Raw genomic sequence first — 18,562 nt, forward strand, 5'->3', positions numbered from 1 at the left:
TTAATTTGATGGGGACGCCACTTCGTGGTTTCCCCCGGCTCCCGGCTTCCGCCGCCCTCTTGACAAGAAGAAAAACCGGGAAGGCGGCGGCGATCCGGGGGCACGCCCTTTCCTGCAAAGGGGCGCGTGGGTTCGCTCGCACCAAAGCTCGCGATGCGTCGCCCCTTCGCGACGCATCCACAGCGGAAAGTCCCCCTCTGCCTGGGCATCCCCTTGATAAGGGGGAGAAAAAAACGCGGTAACATTACCTTTGCCCGCGCGTCAGGCAGGACTGGAAAAAGATAAGTGCGGTGCACACTGCTTAAGCATGATGCATTTTTAGAGCTTAAAATGAAATTCTTTACACGGAGAGAACTCCTTGTTCCCACCCTGTGGGGATGGTGCGCCATCGCACTGCTCGCGGCCGCCGGGTGCTTTGCGTTTGTGTTTTCCATTCATCCGTTTCTCTCGCCGGTGCGCCCCGGACGATCGGATGTTCTTGTTGTTGAGGGATGGGTGCCCGACTACGCGCTGCAGCTTGCCGCGAAGGATTTCCTCAACAGGAACTGCCGCCTGCTTGTGGTCACCGGAGGCCCGCCTGAAACCGGATTCTTTTTAACCGGCTATTCTTCCTTCGCGCATATCTGTTCGGCCACCCTGAAGAAAATGGGCGTCGACAGTTCCAAAATAATCGCAGTTCCTTCGGTATTTGTCCAGAAAGACCGCACCTACGAGGAAGGGGTGGCGGTCAAGAAATGGCTGTCGCAGTCCGCGCCCGGGGTAAAATCAATCACCCTGTATTCCCTGGGGTGCCATTCGCGGCGTTCGCAGCTGCTCTTTCAAAAAGCGCTGGGAAAAGGCTGCTCCGTTGGGATCGTGGCATGCCCGAGCCGCGATTACGACGCCGGAAAGTGGTGGCATTACAGCAACGGCATCAGGGCCGTGGCCGATGAGACGCTGGCCTATTGCTACGCGCTGCTCTTTTACGCGTTCGGGTCGTAAGCACAGGCATGATTGGTCATCCTCCATTCCGATTTCCTTTACTCCGGCCTTGAAAAACCGCTCCCGAAGTAGTACAATTTGGAATCATTATATAGTATTGTATTTCATTTTTATCATTATATCAGCTTCACCTGATGAGCAATTCCACCTCCATCAAAACCAAGAACGGCCCGGACGTCGAGCACGCCGGTCTCATGGATATTCTCCGCAGAATATCGCATTTTGTCACCCGCAGCAGCCCGAGCAAGAACCTGGAGGAATGGCTTTTTCCCTGGGTGCAGATCCTTTGCGGCTGCGCCGCCCTTTTAGCGTTTGTCGAGAATGCCCTGCTCAAGTTTAATATGGTCCTCCAGATCGGCACCCTGCTTGCCGCGCTCCTGTTCGCCCTGTTCTGGTACCTGTCCTGGCGCGGCGTTTCGTACACGAAACTGGTGTACCCGGCAACCGGCACGCTGGTCGCCCTCCTTTCGGTGGTGTGGATTTTCAACGCGGGAAGCCGCGGCGGCACGCAGCTGTTCCTTCTCATCTGCCCCCTTATTTTTCTCGTGTTCGCCAGCGGCGTGGGGCGCATTCTCACCCTGGGCATGTACCTCATCGACGTGGTGCTGCTCATGATCCTGGAGTTCACCAATCCCGAGATCATCGTTGGATATTCTTCAGAGCTCGAACGCATGGCCGACGTCTCGACCTCGTTTTTCATGGCGCTGGCGCTTGCCGTGATCTTCACGCTCGTGCTCCACCGCGGGTACCGCAACGCCATGGCAAAGGCCGACGCCGAGAAACGCGCCAGCGACGCGCGTTTTTTTGAGACGGCCGACATGCTACCGGTGGGCATCTGCGAAGCGGACCGCGACCTGGTCATTTCGTTCTTCAACCGGTCGGGATACGAACTGACCGGTTTCACCCAGGGCGAGTTCGACCGCGAGCATACCGTGCTCGACCTGCTTCATCCCGACGACCGGCAGCAGGCGAAAAGCGATTTTAGCGCGATCCTTGCCGGAAGCCACCTTCCGCTGCACGACTTCAGGATCGTGCGCAAGGACGGCAAGACGCTCAGGGTGCTTCTCCAGTGCGACCAGGTGCACGCGGAAGGTAAAATCACGGGCATGCGCATGTGCATGATTGACGTAACGGAAAAGAAGGCCCTCGAGGAGCAGTACCGGCAGTCGCAGAAAATGGAGTCGGTGGGCCTGCTCGCGGGCGGCGTGGCGCACGATTTCAACAACATCCTGTCCGCGGTCATGGGATACGCGAGCCTCATCAGGCTCGAAAACCGCGAAAAAGGCGGCGCGGCCAGCGATCCGAAGGTCGAGGAACAGGCCACCGCGATCCTCAATGCCGGCGACCGCGCCACCGACCTCGTGCGCAAGCTGCTGGCGTTCTCGCGGCAGGGCGCCTACGAGGTGAAGCCGCTCAACATCCACACCCTCATCGACGACGTCGCGGCGCTCCTGTCGCACAGCATCGACAAGCGCATCGTGATCGCCAAGAACCTCACCGCGCTCAACCCGGTGATCCAGGGCGACCAGTCGCTTTTGCAAAGCGCGTTCCTCAACCTCGCCATCAACGCGCGCGACGCCATGCCCGACGGCGGCACGCTCACCTTTTCCACCGCCTGCGTCTCGATCGACAAGGTGTTCGCGGCAAAACGCCCCTACACCATCGTGCCGGGCCAGTACGTTTCGGTCTCCGTGTCCGACACGGGCACGGGCATGGACGCAAATGTCAAGGCACACCTGTTCGAGCCGTTCTTCACCACCAAGGAGCCGGGCAAGGGAACGGGCCTCGGGCTCGCGAGCGTGTTCGGGACCGTGAAGCGCCACGGCGGGTTCATCGAGGCGGAGTCGACGGTCGCCAAGGGCACCGCCATGACGCTCTGGCTGCCGCAGGCGGCGAGCCCCGCGCCCGCCGAAAAGGCGCCGGCCGTGTCGAAAAAAAAGGGCCGCCTCCTGCACGTGATGGTCGTCGACGACGAGCCCATGATATGCGAGTTTGTCAAGGAATTCCTGTCCGGCGAAGGGCACACCACCACCTCGTTCACCAACCCCAAGAAGGCCGTGGAGTGGTACCGCCAGAACTACGGGAATGTCGACTGCATCGTGCTCGACATGAACATGCCCATCATGGACGGCAGGGCCTGCTTCTCTGCCCTGCGCGCCGTCAATCCCGATGCGCGCGCCATTTTCTCCACCGGGTTCATGGTGGGCGACACGGCCTCGATCATCAGGATGCCGGGGATACGGGGGTATATCCAGAAACCGTTTACATTGGAGAGGCTGGTGGCCGCGGTAAGCCAGGCTGTTGAAGGCGCCCCAAGTAAGAAGTAAATAATCCAAGTTTATAAAATAAAATCATCTCGTGGGGAAAGTTTCCCCCTCGCTCCGGCCAGGTCGCGCTCCACCATTTTTCAACAGATTCGTACCCGTTAAGCACGCCCGGTCCTACGCTACCCCCTCCTGGGTGCGGCCGGGTACCGGCGTCCGCAAGCCCGAACCTCCCGCTGGGCGCACCCTTGAAGCGACCGATTACCAAGGCGAACTTTCATTTTAGTTATTGAAACCGCCACGAAGTGGCTGCATAGTTATAGCCCGGGGCACCGCCCCGGGTTGAACCGGAGAATATAAGCGTCCCCCTCTCCTGCGGGAGAGAGGCGGCCCGCAGGGCCGGGGTGAGGTTATCCTATTAATCAATACTTGGTCGGCGCCATTGTGCTAGTTGACAGGCTTGAATTTTGCCGCCGCGTCGGCGGCTTCGCGCGGCAGCCCGAGGGCGGGCCCGAGACCGGAAGGACGGCCGACCCCATAATAAAGGCTGGATCGTGTGACCCAGCCTTTATTATGGGGGAACGCCATGGCTTTCTATTTTAAATTTATCACGGATCAAGCGAAGGATCGTACTCCTCAACCGTCGTCATGTATCCGTTTGCCCCCTGCACGCCGCCGATGGCGTAGATCTTGTTGTTGACCACCACGAGGTCAACGCCCCACCGCGGCGTGGGCATGCTCGCCTTGGTGGTCCACGAGTCGGTTGACGGATCGTAACATTCCACTTTGGCAAGATCGCTCACGTCGTCGGTGCCGCCCATCACGTAGATCTTGCCGTTGACCGTCGCGGCCCCGGCCCGCGTCCGCTTGGTGGGCATGGCGGTCTTCGCGTTCCACACGTTGGCGGCCAGGTCGTATTCCTGCACCAGGTCCAGCGGCGTGCTGGGCCAGTATTCGCCGCCGATGGCATACACCTTTCCGTTGGCCGCGGCAACCGGCGTGCTGTTGCGGGGCGTCATGTCGGTCAGCTGCGTCCAGGCGTTGGCCGAGGGATTGTATGATTCGTTGGTACCGAGCGAACCCGAAATCGAATTGTATCCGCCCACCGCGTAAATGGTGGAATCGATCACGGCCAGGGCGGGCCCGCGCTGCGTCGGCATGTCCGCCTTCAAGGTCCAAGTCTTGGCGACGGGATCGTACTCCTCGACTGTTTTGATGTCGCCGCCGCCGATCGCGTAGATCTTGCCGTTGACCGCGGCCGCGGCGGGCGACCTGTTGATGTCAAGGGTGTCATAAACGTTCCAGGAGTCGGCCGCCGGGTCGTATTGCAGCACGTTCATCGAGTTGGTGTCGTAATAGCCGCCTATCACATATATCTTGTCGCCGACGACCGCGGCCGAGGCCAGCATGCCCTTGGGCATGCTTTTTTTGGTGACCCACGGTACGGTATTAGTTGTGGTTGTAAAGCTCCACGCTGCGGTCCACGAGCTCGTGATGTTTTGCTGCCTCGCCTGCACGCGCCAGTAATAGGTGGTGCCGCGCGCGAGGCCCGAAACCGTTTTTGTCGTTGTTGTCAAGGTCGAATCATCGGCAACCGGCGCCGTGAACAAATTGCTGGTTGACAACTGGACATGGTAGTTCGCCGCGCCGCTCACGGCGGACCACGAAAGCGCGGCGGTGAGCGGCATGCCCGCGGTCCCGTTGGCCGGCGCGTCCAGTCCCGGCGCCGAAAGGGTCCCGTTGGCGTAAAAAATCCACACCGGCGACCATGCGCTCGCGCCGGCCGCGCCCTGCGCCTGAACCCGCCAGTACACGAGGAAGGGCACCGGCGGGAAGTTGACCGTTGTCGTCGCAGATGTCAAGGCAGAATCGTCCCTGAGCAGGGAGGAAAACAGGTTGTCGGAGGCCACCTGGACATGATAGGTCGCGGCGCCGGGCACGATCAACCAGGAAAGGGTCACCGGCGACGATATGAAGGTCGCCCCGTTGGCCGGCGCGCTCAACACCGGCGTGGGCAGCGCCGCCGCGCTGATGGTGAAGCTCCATACACTGGTCCACGCGCTCGCGCCGTTCGCGTTCTTCGACCTCACGCGCCAGAAATATTTGAGAACGGACCCCGGGAGCGAATCAATGGTTTTTGACGCGGAACTGAGGGTTGAATCATCAACAACGTATTTTGAGAAAAGGCTGTCGCCCGACACCTGCGCCTCGTATGAAACCGCGTCGGTGACGGTTGACCAGGCAAGGACGATCCCTTTGCGGGACAAATTCGTCGTATCGTTCGCGGGACTGTTCAAGACGGGTGCGGACGGCGGCAAGCCCGTGCCGGTGGAAAAGCTCACTATGCTTGACCACGCGCCCGCGCCGGCCGCGTTCTTGGCGCGCACGCGCCAGCGGTACACCGTGTTGGCGCTAAGCCCGCGCACCGGAAAGGAATCAGCGGTCAGCGTGGAATCCTGGAACGTGACGGTGGTAAACAGCGCGTTGGTGGACACCTGGATGTAATAGGTCGCCGCGCCGCTCACCTTTGCCCAGTCAAACGTGAGCGAGAGCGGCTGCCCCGTGCTGCCGCCGACGGGAGAAACAAGCGCGGGCGCGGCGGGAAGCGCCGGCATCACCGTGGTGAAGCTCCACGCGGTGGTCCAGGCGCTCGCGCCGCTTGCGTTCTGCGCCCTTGCCCGCCAGAAATATTTCACCCCGCCCAAAAGCGTGTCGGGCGTCATCGAGGGCGACACAAGCGAAGAATCGTCGATAGTGACTGATGCGAACGTGCTGTCGGTTGACACCTGCAACCGGTACGACGTCGCGCCGGCCACCGATGACCATGAAAGCGCGGGCGCCAGCGGCTGCGAGACCGCGCCGCTCGCCGGGGAAACAAGCGAGGGCGCCTGGGGCCCGGCGGCAGCAAAATATTTCCGCACGCACCTAAACCCGTAGCTGTTGAGCGTCGCGCCCGGCATGTTGCTCCACCGGAACGCCGAGCGCAGCGTGCCGACGCTGTCGCGCCACGATCCGCCGCGCATGACGCGGTTGGTGCCGACGGCCGCGCCCGTGGGATCGGACTGGAGGCCGGACTGATACGTGCCGAACCAGTCGTTGCACCATTCCCATACATCGCCGCTCATATCGTACAGGTTCCATCCGTTGGGAAGCTTTGACGCAACCTGCTGGGTGTTATTGAGCGAATTGCCCTTCCACCACGCATACGACTTCCCCGTGAGCGTGTCGCTGCCCCAGAAATACGGCGTGGTTGTTCCCGCCCTGGCCGCGTATTCAAACTCCGCCTCTGTGGGCAGCCGGTACCCGTTTTTGGTGTAATCAATTGAAAGGTTTCCCAGACCGGAGCAGCCGTCGCCGGCCCGGCCGGTGATGGAGGTGAACGAGTACACCGTGTCCCTTTTGTCCCTTTTGCTCCGGGCGTTGCAGTAGAGCGCCGCGTCGAACCACGTGACCTGCTCAACGGGCCTGAGGCCGGAACCGTAAAAATTCGACGGGTTGACTGCCATAAGGCCCAGATAGTCGCCCTGCGTCACCGGCGCGCTGTCGATGTAGAACGAGGAGACCGTCGCGAGGTGCGGCGGCGAGGCGTTGTAATCCAGTGGGTCGCTCGAGCCCATGGCAAAGGTGCCGCCGCCGATGAATTTCATGGTGTCCGGCGTGCCCGCGGCGGTGGTGAAACTCCATGCCGAAGACCATGCGCCGGGCCCGTTTGCGTTTTTCGCCCGCGCGCGCCAGTAGTACAGCGTTGCGGCCGCAAGGTTCCCGACGGTCTTGGAAGGCGCGGCAAGCAGGGAATCCTCGGTTACTATTGTCAAAAAGGAAACGGCCGTGGACACCTGCACGTGGTAGCCGGTCGCGCCGGTCACCGTCGTCCACGAAAGCGCGACCACCAGCGGCTGCGAAGCCGCCGCGTTGGCGGGCGAAAGGAGCGTGGGCGCCGGCAGCGCCGTTGCCGGCACGGTGGTGAATTTCCACGGGCTCGAGAACCTGCTCGCGCCGGTCGCGTTCTTCGCCTGCACGCGCCAGTAATACGCCGTATTGGCCGCAAGGCCGGACACGGCCTGCGACGTGGAGGTCAGGTTCGAATCGTCAACGATGAGCGTGGCAAAGGAGTCGCTCGTTGACAACTGCACATGATACCACACCGCTCCGGAATCCGTCCCCCACGACAGGGTGAGGCTCTGCGACTGACCGGTCGCGCCGTTGGCCGGTGAATACGGAACGGGCGCATTGAGTGAGTTGGCGCGCACGCACCTGAACCCGCAATCGGAAAACCGGTTGGACGAGCTGTCTTTCCAGCGGCTCCCTGAGCTGACCACGCGGTCCGGCGAATACCATGAGCCGCCGCGCAGAACACGCTTGACGCCGGTTGACGGGCCGGTGGGATCGGTCTGGCTCACCGACGGATACGCGGCGTACCAGTCGTCGCACCATTGCAGCACATTGCCGTTCATGTCGTAAAGGCCGTAATCGTTGGGGATTTTCTGGCCAACGCGGTGGGGCATGCCGCCGCTGTTCGCGGAGTCCCAGCAAAAATTATGGTCCATGGAATTTCCCCAGTAGCGGCGCGTGACCGTTCCGGCGCGGCAGGCATATTCCCATTCCGCCTCGGTGGGCAGCCGGTACCCGTTTTTCGAATAGTCAATCAGCAGGCCGCCGAGGCTGTCGCACCCGATGCCGGGCGTTCCGTGGATATAATTGAATGAATACACCGTATCATAAAACTCGTGCTTGCTCCGCGCGTTGCAGTACAGCACCGCGTCGTACCACGATTCGGAAACCACGGGCATGAGCGAATCGTCGTTGTAATACGACGGGTTCACGCTCATGAGCGCCTGATAATCGGCCTGCACCACATCGGCATTGTCAATAAAGAACGGCGAGACCGTGACCTGGTGCAGCGGCACCGCATCGGAAAAGTCGGACTCCCCCATCTGAAACGCGCCGCCGGAAATGAACACCATGTGGCGGTCCACGTTGTTGTAGGATAGCGTTCCCAGGTCGCCGGGAATCCTGGTGCAGCCGAAGAACAGGATTGCCGTTCCGGCAATTGCATAGAGAATATTTTTTCTTTTTATCATGGGAGCACAATACTTTCCAAAACCATTTTGACCCGACTTGTTCTTAAAAATTCACCGCAGAGACGCGGAGAGCGCAAAGAACACAAGACAGAGAGAACATGAATAGTTTAACGTTGGAAGTTGAAGGTTTGAGGCCGATTATTTGTTTTCTTACTTTCAACGCTCAACCTCCAACTTCCAACTTTGTTTCAATTTCTCCGCGTCCTCGGCGCCTTTGCAAGGATGTTTTCTACAACTTAATGAATAATCCTTCTCAAAACGAAAGCGATACCACGAACCCGATCCCCAACGCGCCGGCAAGCCCGTAACAGATATATTCGGCAAGCTGGAACGCGTTCGCGTTGTCGGTGTTCTGCTTGATCTGCGAAGAATAATACGGATACTGCGTATTGTCGGCCAGCTTGGCATAATCGCTTTTAAGGCCGTTTGCCTTTTTGACCTGCTCCTGCACCAGAAAATCCATGTAAACGCCGGCCGCCACGGAAACCAGCGAAAGCGCGCCGAACGTGATCTTGACCGCGGGGCTTTTCTTCCGCTGCTTCTCTTTTTCAGCCTTCACCACAGGCTTGACAGATGCAATTCTCCGCAGCGAGTCGCGCCGCGCCGCGGCCACCGAATCGCGCCACGTCACCGTGTGCTCAAGCGTGAATTCCCTTTTTTCAACCTTTCCCTCGGCAATGACCACCGAATCGTCGACGAACTTGTACGAAGGCATGTCGAGCCTGAGATGATACGGCCCGGCCTCGAGTTTCTCGGTCGCAAACGGCGTTTCGCCGGCTGCAGAACCATTGATGATCACCTGCGCGCCGCTCGGAACGCTCGCAACGCTGAGCCCGCCAAAATGCTTGACAGGAGGAGGAGGCGGCGGCGGTGCTGCGGGCTCAGCAGGCTGCTCCGCCGGGGCCGCGATCTGGGCAGTGTCCTGCGACGGATTGGTAATGTGCCGCGCGATCTTCTTCGCGACCACCGGTATCGAGCCGGTAATCACCTTTTCAATCGGGCATTCGCAGTCCACGCTCTCGGAATACACGATTTTCCCGGACGACACCTCGAACATCCGGATGTCGAGCGTGTACAACTTTTCGAGCTTGCCGATGGTGCCGCTGATCATGTGCGACACGCCGAGCAACTGCCCCACCTGCACGATGCACGAGTCGGCCGAACACGCCGTCTGCTGAAACCCCTGCTCCTTGAGAATGTCCTGCATCACCCCGCGCTCAAGCACCGTGATCGAACCGGTCTTGAAAAGCTCGGTGCGCAACCGGTCCGAAAGTATGGCCGCCGTGGACTGGTCAATGCCCTGGCCCACAAGGTCGGTCACGGCAATGGTGTATTTGTTGGACTCGGCAAGCAGGGTCACGGTCAGGAGGCCGGTAAATAAAGTGAATGCGGCTGTTTTGTTCAAAGCGGTTCCCGGTAAAGAATGATAATGGATTTTTTGATACTTAATGATACCACGATGTTACAAAAAAAAGAAGAGAAAAATGACGCATTGACCTGTGGATATGGGGGTTACGACGGCGAAATGGATTTCGTTGACATTGGGGAGGAGGGATGGTATAATGTGGGGATTTGTTGATTTGATGGGAAAAGGGCAGGTCGGCAGGACGGATTGAGGGCGGTGAAATGCGACAACATTTAATAAGAAAAGCATACAGCGTAGCATTTTGACATGTAGGATATACTTTGGGGACGAAATGATAGGTCAAAAAGGATATCATGCGCCTAATTGGGCGTCATGCCCGGGCGGGAAGACAATTTGCACGGGTAATTTAGGGTTAAGAAAACGAAAATGCAAATACAAATTCAAGATATGGAAGGGCCTCACCGGCCCTTAGACCCGGCAAGGAAAATGCGATTGTATCGCCCTCCAAGCCTCCCCCGGGGAGGATGTTAGCTGCCGATTCCAAACAAGGTCTCATCCGCATACCGAAACTAGCAGGTTTGTGCCCAGGGCCTTTCTGTCAGCAAGGCCTCCGGTCCTGCCTAACAGGCTGTTGAAAAAATCATCGTTTATTACGCCAACCGCACATCAAGCACGCTTTTTTACCGTCTTCAGTGCCGCTTCCCGAGGCAGGAGGAATCGCCGCTGCAAGACGGAAAAATAGAAAAGCCCCACAAACGGATGGGGCTTCCTGCGTCGGCGAAAAATTGTACGACTAATTAGCGACCTGTATTCCTATCACGTTATTTGAAGCGTCGTAATTTACGCACACGTTGAATCCTGCCGTCTTCGCCATGATCAGCAAAGCAATCAGCTGATTCTGCAGCGTGGTATTCGTGGTGGAAATGATATACGTATCAGAGCAACCCGACAACCCGAAACAAAAATCATTTGAATTGGCATTCTGATACACCCAATTTACGGTCCCGGTATACAGATTATTAGAGCCGCATGCCGCAAAGGAACCGGAAAAAGCCAGAATGACCCCGACCATTGCACAAAGAAGAATACGTTTCATAAAAAACCTCCATCTTGTTTAAGGTGAAAAAATAACGGTTCCGATTTTCAATCAATAATCATGGTTTCCTTTTGTCTTAATATTTGTTTTAGCTGTCTTTCCATTCTATTTCAAAAGCAGATCGGCATAGGGGGCCGTGCCGGGGTACGCGTGGATATAATTTGGTTTATTGACGGTAATTTGCCAGCCCGTTCCGCATCCGGCGTCGCTTGCATATAAGGCGACGGTATACTTGCCGGCTTTCGCATACTTATGCGTGAATGTCACGACATTCGGCGGCGTCTGCGTGTCTTGTCCGGTCACGATGACGCCATCGCCAAAATCCCACTTTAAACAAGGAAGCTTTCCCTTCCAAATAGGATCGACGCTTGACAACAGATTATTCGTCAGATTAAAGGTGACGGTAAATGGAATTGTTCCGGAAACTTTCGTAGCGTAGAAATCGACGGTATAATAATTATTGATGGCACAGGTAGTGTAGCAATTAACGGCCCCCGGGACCCCGATCGCGCTTTGAACACAGGTGAGCCATTTGTAATTACCTCCCCACCCGTAATTGCAGTACAATTTTATTGACGAGGCATAGGACGCGATTTGCTGGCCGAGAATATAAACCGTCTTGTTGCATCGTAAATATTGCTCGGCGACAATATAGTGGTCCGGAATTCCTCCCGGAGCGCCAAAAGCGGTTGACCAGAAATTGTCGTCCGTGCCGATAATGACGGGCTGATCGTTGCTTATATTTGATTTTATCTCATCAAGATTGGTCGGGGCGGTATTATTCGTGCATGTTACTTCGTATCCCAAATTTTGCGCGTACCAGACTCCTTCTCCCATATTAAACGGCAGTGTTGCGCTTGAATTCCCGATTTCAAACGTTCCCATATTGCCGGAACAAATATCCATGCAATTATAGACGGGCTGATCGAGGGCGGGGATTGTGGTGGGAGAACCGGAACAGGTATTATTCTCCATACAATAATCCCCATTGAGATTTGCAAGGCCCGGAAAGAGCTTGTCCTTTCCTTTAAATTGCTTCCAGTAACCGTACACAATTGCCCACGCCACCGGCCCGCACCCGTTGAATGCGCCATCGCTCTTATTATATTGGTTCCACGGCGGAGTCTGGATATTTGCCAAAGTAGGGTGCGTGTTATTGCAAGGGGGGTATCCGGAACAGGAGTAACTGCTTTTCAATTGGCAAAAATCCGTGGTGGCGGCCGCAATTTTCCCTAAAACGGTTTTAGTGCTGTCGCTGTAGTATTGTTTGATAAAGGAAGGCGGATAATTAGGTTGGCACCCGGCCTTTTGGGAAGCTGCCCGGAAGTTTGTGATGGCCGAAGTGGCTGCGGCAGCCGCGGTTTTTGCCAAGCCTTGTTGGTTGGGATTGGGAAATCCCATGGTAGCAAGCACGTTTTTGCTGGTCGGATCTAAAGCCGCCGAGCACACATCGTTGTAACGACAAACGATAAAGTTCGTGCTTCCAAGCATTGCTTGAAATTGTTCGTACAGCGTCTTCCCTATCGTAGCACTTTCAACAATAATGACGTCGGTTTGATTTACATTGACCAGTACATAACCCGCATCGACCCCATTAGTCGTTGCCTTGCATTCGTAGTATGAGATACCTGTTATGCCGTCTATGTAAATCGGATAGGCCGTGGCTATTTGCGTTTGAGACGTCCATCTGCCGCAGGTGGACACTTTTACGGTATTCTGGATTTCCTGCTGGGCAATTTGCATGGCGTCCTGTTGTGACAGCGTGGCATGGGCAAGGAATGCCAGGCCGCATACGGTAAGAGCGGATTTCCAAATTGATGGTCTCATATTGCTCCTCTGATGGATAAGGGTTTTATGAAGAATGGATTTGTTGAAAAAACTTCTCTTTGCAAATTCATGTATCTGTCTTTTTTCACACAACAATTTTTTTATACCTTTGTCAACCTCTTTTAAAATACTAATGGTTTTAAAAGCAAGATGTGATGGCTGTCACATTTGCAAAAAAAATAAAAAACACAGCCGGGCCCACATAGGTTAGGCGTTCCGCGGCTTCGCCGCGGCGGCAGTTCTTACTGAAGCACAATCAATTTGCGGGGGGAAGCCCAGCAGGTCTCGTGGCCACATCAATAATCATGGCGCCTGCGGTCACGGCACCGGTTCTCATTAATCAACTCTAAGATTTTTAGATCGAACTTGATTTTATCTCATCACCTTCAAACTCTTTATCACCCTATTTTCCTCCAGCACCTGAACCACATACACTCCCTTTGCGCACCCTGCGCACAGTTGTGCGGGCGCGACGTCCGGCCGGCCTGCCTTTGCCATGCGTACTGTTTTTCCGTGCAGGTCGATGATTCTGTAGAGCCACGGCCCGGGCGCCTTGGGAAAGAACGCCGCGCCTGTTGCCGGCGCCGCGACCGCCGAAGGGCCGGTCACGAGGATTGCCGTTTTGCAATTGTCAATGGACAGCACGTGCGGCCCCGCCGCCTGCGCAATGAGCGAAAACACCACTGCCGTGTCGGTGTTGGCGGCAAGGCTGAGTATCTTCGTGTCGACAACGCCGCCGTCGCTGGTGAGTTGCACCGTGTCGATGCCGTCGGCGTCCCCGTAATTCCAGATGGTCGCGCCCACGGCCACCTGGCCGCCGCCCGAAACGTTCGCGGTGTCGGCCATAAGCGCGGCGCAGCAAAATTGCGGCACCACGAGCGCGGTGGAGAGGTTTATGGTGTTTTCCTCGCCCCAGTAGCTGTATATTTTTTTCTCCTCGGACACCCACACGAAGCACGACGGCCATTCGTATTTGCCGCCGTACCACGACGCGCCCGCCTTGTCGCGCGCCTTGTGCCAGTCGCCCCAGTAATACGGGAACCCGGGGATGGTCTGGATGGCCTTGACCTTCCACGGCGCCTTGCCGTCGAGGATGATCTCCTGGGGGAACGCCTTTTCGTAGCGCATGCCGTCCTTGAACCCCATGACCCTGATGTCGCCGTCGAGCGCCACGGCGCTGCTCGTGGCCGAGTTGAGGCATTCCATCATCCACTGGTTCTGCTGCTCGAGCGCGGCGTTGGCGGCGTTGCCGTACAGGTCGGTGCACTCGATCTTGACATAGTTCAATTCGTCGTTCGACAGCTTGATCATGGTGCTGCCGCCCTTGCCCACGTCGCCCTCGAGAATGCTGAGGAACCGATACGCCGTGCCGTTGTACGCGATGGGAGAAAGCGTGGGCCAGTCTTTTGTGTCAAGGAACACGTGCTCGCGGCCGCAGTCGGGCAGGCCCGCGTGCTCGGCCCACTTGGTCCACACGCCGCTGCCCGGGTCGGTGGAATAATATATCTGCACCGGGTTGTAACAGCAGCCGTCGCAGGAAGCAAGATAGGTGCGGCCGTCGCTCCACGGGTTTCCGGCGACGCCGAGCGTGGCCGGGTCCATGATGGACACCGGCGGCGCGTTGGCGGTCTGGTCGGACCAGTTCACGCCGTCGGTGCTCCAGCGGATCTTGTTGTCGGTGCGCGCGGTGAGCCACCACTTCTTGTTCGCGTCGCGCCACACGGCGGGGTTGAATCCCGCCCAGGCGGGATTGAGGGGCCCCTGGTGCGGCACCCAGTTGTACGACCATCTGTCAAGGAGCTGGAACCTGAAATCGTCGGCGCGCGCTGCGCCGTTCCTCACGATGAACAGCGGGTGCGGGGCGTACACGTCGTCGAGGATGCTCTGCAGCGATTTGAGCACGGTGCCGGTTTCGGTCTCCAGCACCGCCTGCGCCGCCTTGCCCATTGAGGGCAGGCGGTTCGACAGGTCGAATCTCAGGCGGTACTTTGTTCCCTGCGCGAGCGCGGGCAGCGGCTGCGAATCGGCGCACCAGACATAGAAGCCGTTTTCCTGGCGCTCGGTCCAGTTCGCCTTTGTATAGCCCGCCTCGGTGTGCGGGAAAATCGAGTACGTCGCGCGGCGCTCGACGTTCAGGGCGTTGTGCGCCCGGTCGAGTATGGCATAGCACCACACGCCGTTTTCGGCGGCAAAGCCCACGCCCACGTCGGCGTTTGGGTCGTCAAGGGAAAACAGCACGCTCGCCTCCGCCTCCTGCTCGTTGGTGAACGCGGGGTTCATCGCGTAATGCATCACCATGGACGACGGCGTCGCGTAAGTCGCGGAGCGGGCGCCGTCGAGCGCGTTCGATGTTATGGCGATGCCGTCTGAAATGTAGTCGTTGAGGTCGCCGCGCTCGAACCCGTCGGTGCAGTCCCACATATGCTGCGGCGGCGTTTCGACCATGAAGACGTCCGTGTCGGCGCTGGAGACGGTTGCACCGCCGCCGGTCGCCTTGACAAACCAGGTATGGCGTCCCGGCGCGAGCGGCTGCTGCGCAATGCACGACACGCCGGTCATTCCGGTGGCGGCCTGTTTGCCGTCGATCCATAAGTCATACTGGGAGGCGCCGCTGCTTGCCTGCCAGATAAACGCGGGCGAATGCGTCTGCAGCCAGACGCTGTCGGGCGCGACAAGCGAGAATGCGGCCGGCGCCGCCGATAACAGGCTTGCATTAACGATGAGAATCAGAATCGACGTTGATGGAACCTTGTTTTGATTAATCTGTTTCATGTTTTTCCTCCATTATAATAAAACCGAAAAAGCGGGCGTTCCGCGGCTTCACGTTTTTTTTATACAGCATGGCAATCATGGCGCCTGCCGGTCACGGCACCGTGCCTTGTAAATTTGCCAAAAAATATTCAATCTGTGGGGGGAGGTCTCCCCCTGGGATGCAGCTTCCGCCGCCGCACAGGTTTGTATGGGCGCGGCATACCTTGTCCCCATTATCAAGAAGCGCGGCGGCGGTGATCTGCACCCACACCCCCTCCTTGACGTCGATACACCAATGATTCGCCGAGTGACGTAGTGGCTTGCGATCCGTCAGCTGCAGCGCGAGCTTTACGCGGTGGAGAAAGACAAGAATTGTAGCCAGCATATGGTACACTACGGTTTTGTTTTCTCCGCTCTCTAAAAGTTACTAAAAAAACCGATTGCCGTTTAAAACCTGACGGGAGTCATCATCCCAAGTCCTGCCTAACGCGGCAAAAGGTAATATTGCGTATTTGTAAATTCCTTAAAACGCCCCTCTCCGATTCGGAGGGGGAGGTTGGGGTGAGGTCTGGACGATCATGCAAACAAGACTTTCTTGTCTTTTGCCGTTTTGTCCCAAAAGAACGGCTTTCATCATCGCTCAATGAGAAGAGTCCCGGATTTGATAAACGACCGACCCTTAAGCTCAATCTTGACTTTCCAGACATACGCCCCCGCCGGAACGCGTGCGTTTGCGGCGTCGGTCAGATTCCACCGGACCGAATTGCCGTTTGCGGACACCATCTTAATCAAACTGCCGTTCAAACGATAAATGCCGGCGACCAGGCGTTTAGCGTCATCCCCATTATCAACCGTGCTGAATACTATTGTCCTGGCAGGCATTCCTTCTTTTGTTATGCTGAACGATCCTTTACATTGAGCTCTATAAGGGCCAAACGCCATTCCAGTGGCGGCTCCCGCCGGTAAGCTCATCCTCGCCAGAATTTCATTATATGATGTTCCGTCCGGTGCGACATGGATGGTTTCGTTGACCGCCGTCACCAGAGTGATTTCGCCCCCCGACACCGTGCCAGAATCGATTCCGTTTCGGTAAACCCGCAATGTCTGACCCGGCCACGGATTTACAAAAGTGCAGTTTCTTCCCTTGTTGCTGACGATCCGCACATATTGCACCGCGTTTTTCTCTATGTCGCTCGACACAAGAAACCCGCCGTACGCCGCGAGGTCGCCGAATTTCGCGTACGTGTTTGCCGGCCAGTCGGAAAACAGCCGGATTTTGTTCTGGAACGACTGCGCGAGCATCTCGCACACGGTTGACGGGACGGTATTGAAATTCTCCAGCCCGCCGCCGCCCGTGTGGATGTGCAGGTTCGGGTAGGTATGGCCGGCGATCCAGGAATCGAGCTGGGTGAGAATGGTGGCCGGGTCATAGCCCACGCGCGCTGCCGCCGGATAAAAGGTGTTCGTGCCGTTGTCGTCGCTCCATCGCGCCATCTGGCCCACCATGTTTTTCGCGATCTGCAAAAGCGTTGAATCGCTCCCCAGGCCGATCTGGCTTCCGGGGTAAATGTGCTGGATGCCGATGGCGTTGCCGCTGTTCCAGTCCAGCCCGATCTCGGTGTAGCGGAACACCGTTTGGCCGTTGCGGGTGAAGGTCGGGAACGCGCTGAGCTTTCCCAGCCGGTCCTGCCAGGTCGCGCGAAGCGACGCGTCCTGGTTGAGATCCGCGCTCAGGTCGATGCACCCCTGCAAAAGGAACCGCACCAGGCCCAGCGACATGACGCCGTTGGTCTGCGGATACGCGTTGCCCTCGTGCTGGGCGTCGTTGAGGATCACGTACCGCGTGCCGTCCCACGACAGGTAGTTCTGCCAGAACGTCGCGACCTGTTTGAGCGCCGGATAGACCTTGTTCGCGTATGTCAAATCACGCGTGTAATAGTAATGCATGAGCATGTCGGTCGCGGCGAACGCACCGCACGACTTCTGGTTCCACTGGTTCGTGTCCGCGCTGCCGCCGGGCAGCGGCCCGATGTGCACGCGGTAATAGGCGCCGGTCCAGCCGTTCGCGGCCGCGAGCGCCTGGCCGTTGGCCGCCCAGTCGATCACGGGCTTGTCGTAGCAGTCGGCGAGCTCGGCATGGTTGGTGGGGAACGCCAGGTAAAACGGCGCCTCGTAATTGTAGTTCAGGGTGTAATCGCCGTTCCACGCGGGGTTCTTGAGCGCCCAGTTTCCGAACAGGCCCGGCGCCGCCTCGTTGGTCCTTGCGCTGCTTGCCAGAAGATACAGCGACGCGTAATATTCCTTTTCGATGGCCTTGTCCGGGATCTCGATGAACGATGCGCCGTAGAAGTTGTTCCACCAGGCATGATGGGTGCTCAAATATGAATCGATATCGCCTACCGTTGCCGCACTCACGCCGCTGATTGCCGCGGCCTGGTAACCGGCGCTGTCGTAGTTGCTCATGATGCAGGTGACAAGCGAAACGGTTTGCCCTGATGTCAAGGTAAAATTAAGGGTGTTGCCGGTGACGGTCCCGGCGGCACCGATAACCCGCGCGGCCAGCCGCGCCTTATGCGCGGCGTATCCTCCGACATTGTCGACATTGTCCGCCCGCACGTCGATGGAGAGAACGTCTCCGGATGAGCCGGTTGAATTGGGATACGAGTTCCCGTCGCCTGGGGCAAAAGAAACCGCAACGCTCCTGGTTCCGCTTCCCGTGTAGGTGAATTTGGTGATGAGCCTGTTGATGACCGTATTGTCTGCCTGCACCCATGTTTTTGTGGTGATGGTGGCTCCGTTCAGCCCGAACGTGCCGTTCACCTCGCCCAATGCAATATCCTCGGTCATTGAATAGGAAGCGCCCGCCATTGACGGGACGGAAAGGGACATTTTCGCCATGGTCCTCACGCCCTTGTCGTTGAGCGACCAGAATTCGTTCTTGTCTATCACGAACGTCATTGAGGAGATGCCGCTCAGGACCGCGACGCCCACGTCGCCGTTTCCCAGCAGCGGCGCGTCGGTGGTCTGGTCGGTGCTTATCACCGATGGCGCGGAGGCGAAAGTGCCTTTATATTGATTGACAATGCGGAGCGCGTGGGTGGAAGTGATCTGGTCGGCAAAAACGGGCCCGGTCATGCAAAAAGTGACCGCGATCAAGCATGCGCTCAATCCTGAATACGATAATACGCTTTTCATG

General features: G+C 57.7%; 10 protein-coding genes. 2 read left to right on the forward strand and 8 right to left on the reverse strand.

Going from position 1 to position 18,562, the window contains the following annotated elements:
• Positions 1-330 precede the first annotated feature (330 nt).
• A complete protein-coding gene (locus VLX68_08155) occupies positions 331-981 on the forward strand; it encodes an ElyC/SanA/YdcF family protein (protein HUI92204.1) in 651 nt (216 codons plus the stop codon).
• A gap of 134 nt (positions 982-1,115) precedes the next feature.
• A complete protein-coding gene (locus VLX68_08160; GenBank protein HUI92205.1) occupies positions 1,116-3,308 on the forward strand; it encodes a response regulator in 2,193 nt (730 codons plus the stop codon).
• Between the two features lie 384 nt (positions 3,309-3,692).
• On the opposite strand, the gene VLX68_08165 is transcribed toward VLX68_08160, so the two are convergent.
• The 8 genes from VLX68_08165 to VLX68_08200 all read right to left on the reverse strand — a co-directional run bounded on the left by VLX68_08165 (position 3,693) and on the right by VLX68_08200 (position 18,561).
• Positions 3,693-3,833, reverse strand: coding sequence for a hypothetical protein (locus VLX68_08165; GenBank protein ID HUI92206.1), 141 nt, complete (start codon positions 3,831-3,833; stop codon positions 3,693-3,695).
• Between the two features lie 20 nt (positions 3,834-3,853).
• A complete protein-coding gene (locus VLX68_08170) occupies positions 3,854-8,326 on the reverse strand; it encodes an SUMF1/EgtB/PvdO family nonheme iron enzyme (GenBank protein HUI92207.1) in 4,473 nt (1,490 codons plus the stop codon).
• A 253-nt stretch (positions 8,327-8,579) separates the two neighbouring features.
• The gene (locus tag VLX68_08175; GenBank protein HUI92208.1) at positions 8,580-9,731 is read right to left on the reverse strand and encodes a PEGA domain-containing protein; all 1,152 of its coding nucleotides are present in this window, start codon (positions 9,729-9,731) and stop codon (positions 8,580-8,582) included.
• 754 nt (positions 9,732-10,485) lie between these two features.
• The gene (locus VLX68_08180) at positions 10,486-10,788 is read right to left on the reverse strand and encodes a hypothetical protein (protein ID HUI92209.1); all 303 of its coding nucleotides are present in this window, start codon (positions 10,786-10,788) and stop codon (positions 10,486-10,488) included.
• A gap of 105 nt (positions 10,789-10,893) precedes the next feature.
• Positions 10,894-12,615: a PKD domain-containing protein gene (locus VLX68_08185; protein ID HUI92210.1), complete on the reverse strand. Its 1,722-nt coding sequence runs from the start codon at positions 12,613-12,615 to the stop codon at positions 10,894-10,896.
• A 372-nt stretch (positions 12,616-12,987) separates the two neighbouring features.
• Positions 12,988-15,387 (reverse strand): hypothetical protein, encoded by a 2,400-nt coding sequence (locus tag VLX68_08190; protein HUI92211.1) that lies wholly within the window; start codon positions 15,385-15,387, stop codon positions 12,988-12,990.
• A gap of 91 nt (positions 15,388-15,478) precedes the next feature.
• The gene (locus VLX68_08195) at positions 15,479-15,751 is read right to left on the reverse strand and encodes a hypothetical protein (GenBank protein HUI92212.1); all 273 of its coding nucleotides are present in this window, start codon (positions 15,749-15,751) and stop codon (positions 15,479-15,481) included.
• 248 nt (positions 15,752-15,999) lie between these two features.
• Positions 16,000-18,561 carry a hypothetical protein gene (locus VLX68_08200; GenBank protein ID HUI92213.1) on the reverse strand — a complete coding sequence of 854 codons (2,562 nt, stop codon included), beginning with the start codon at positions 18,559-18,561 and terminating at the stop codon, positions 16,000-16,002.
• Position 18,562: the final 1 nt, after the last annotated feature.

This window comes from Chitinivibrionales bacterium, assembly GCA_035516255.1.
Taxonomy (GTDB): Bacteria; Fibrobacterota; Chitinivibrionia; order Chitinivibrionales; family FEN-1185; genus FEN-1185.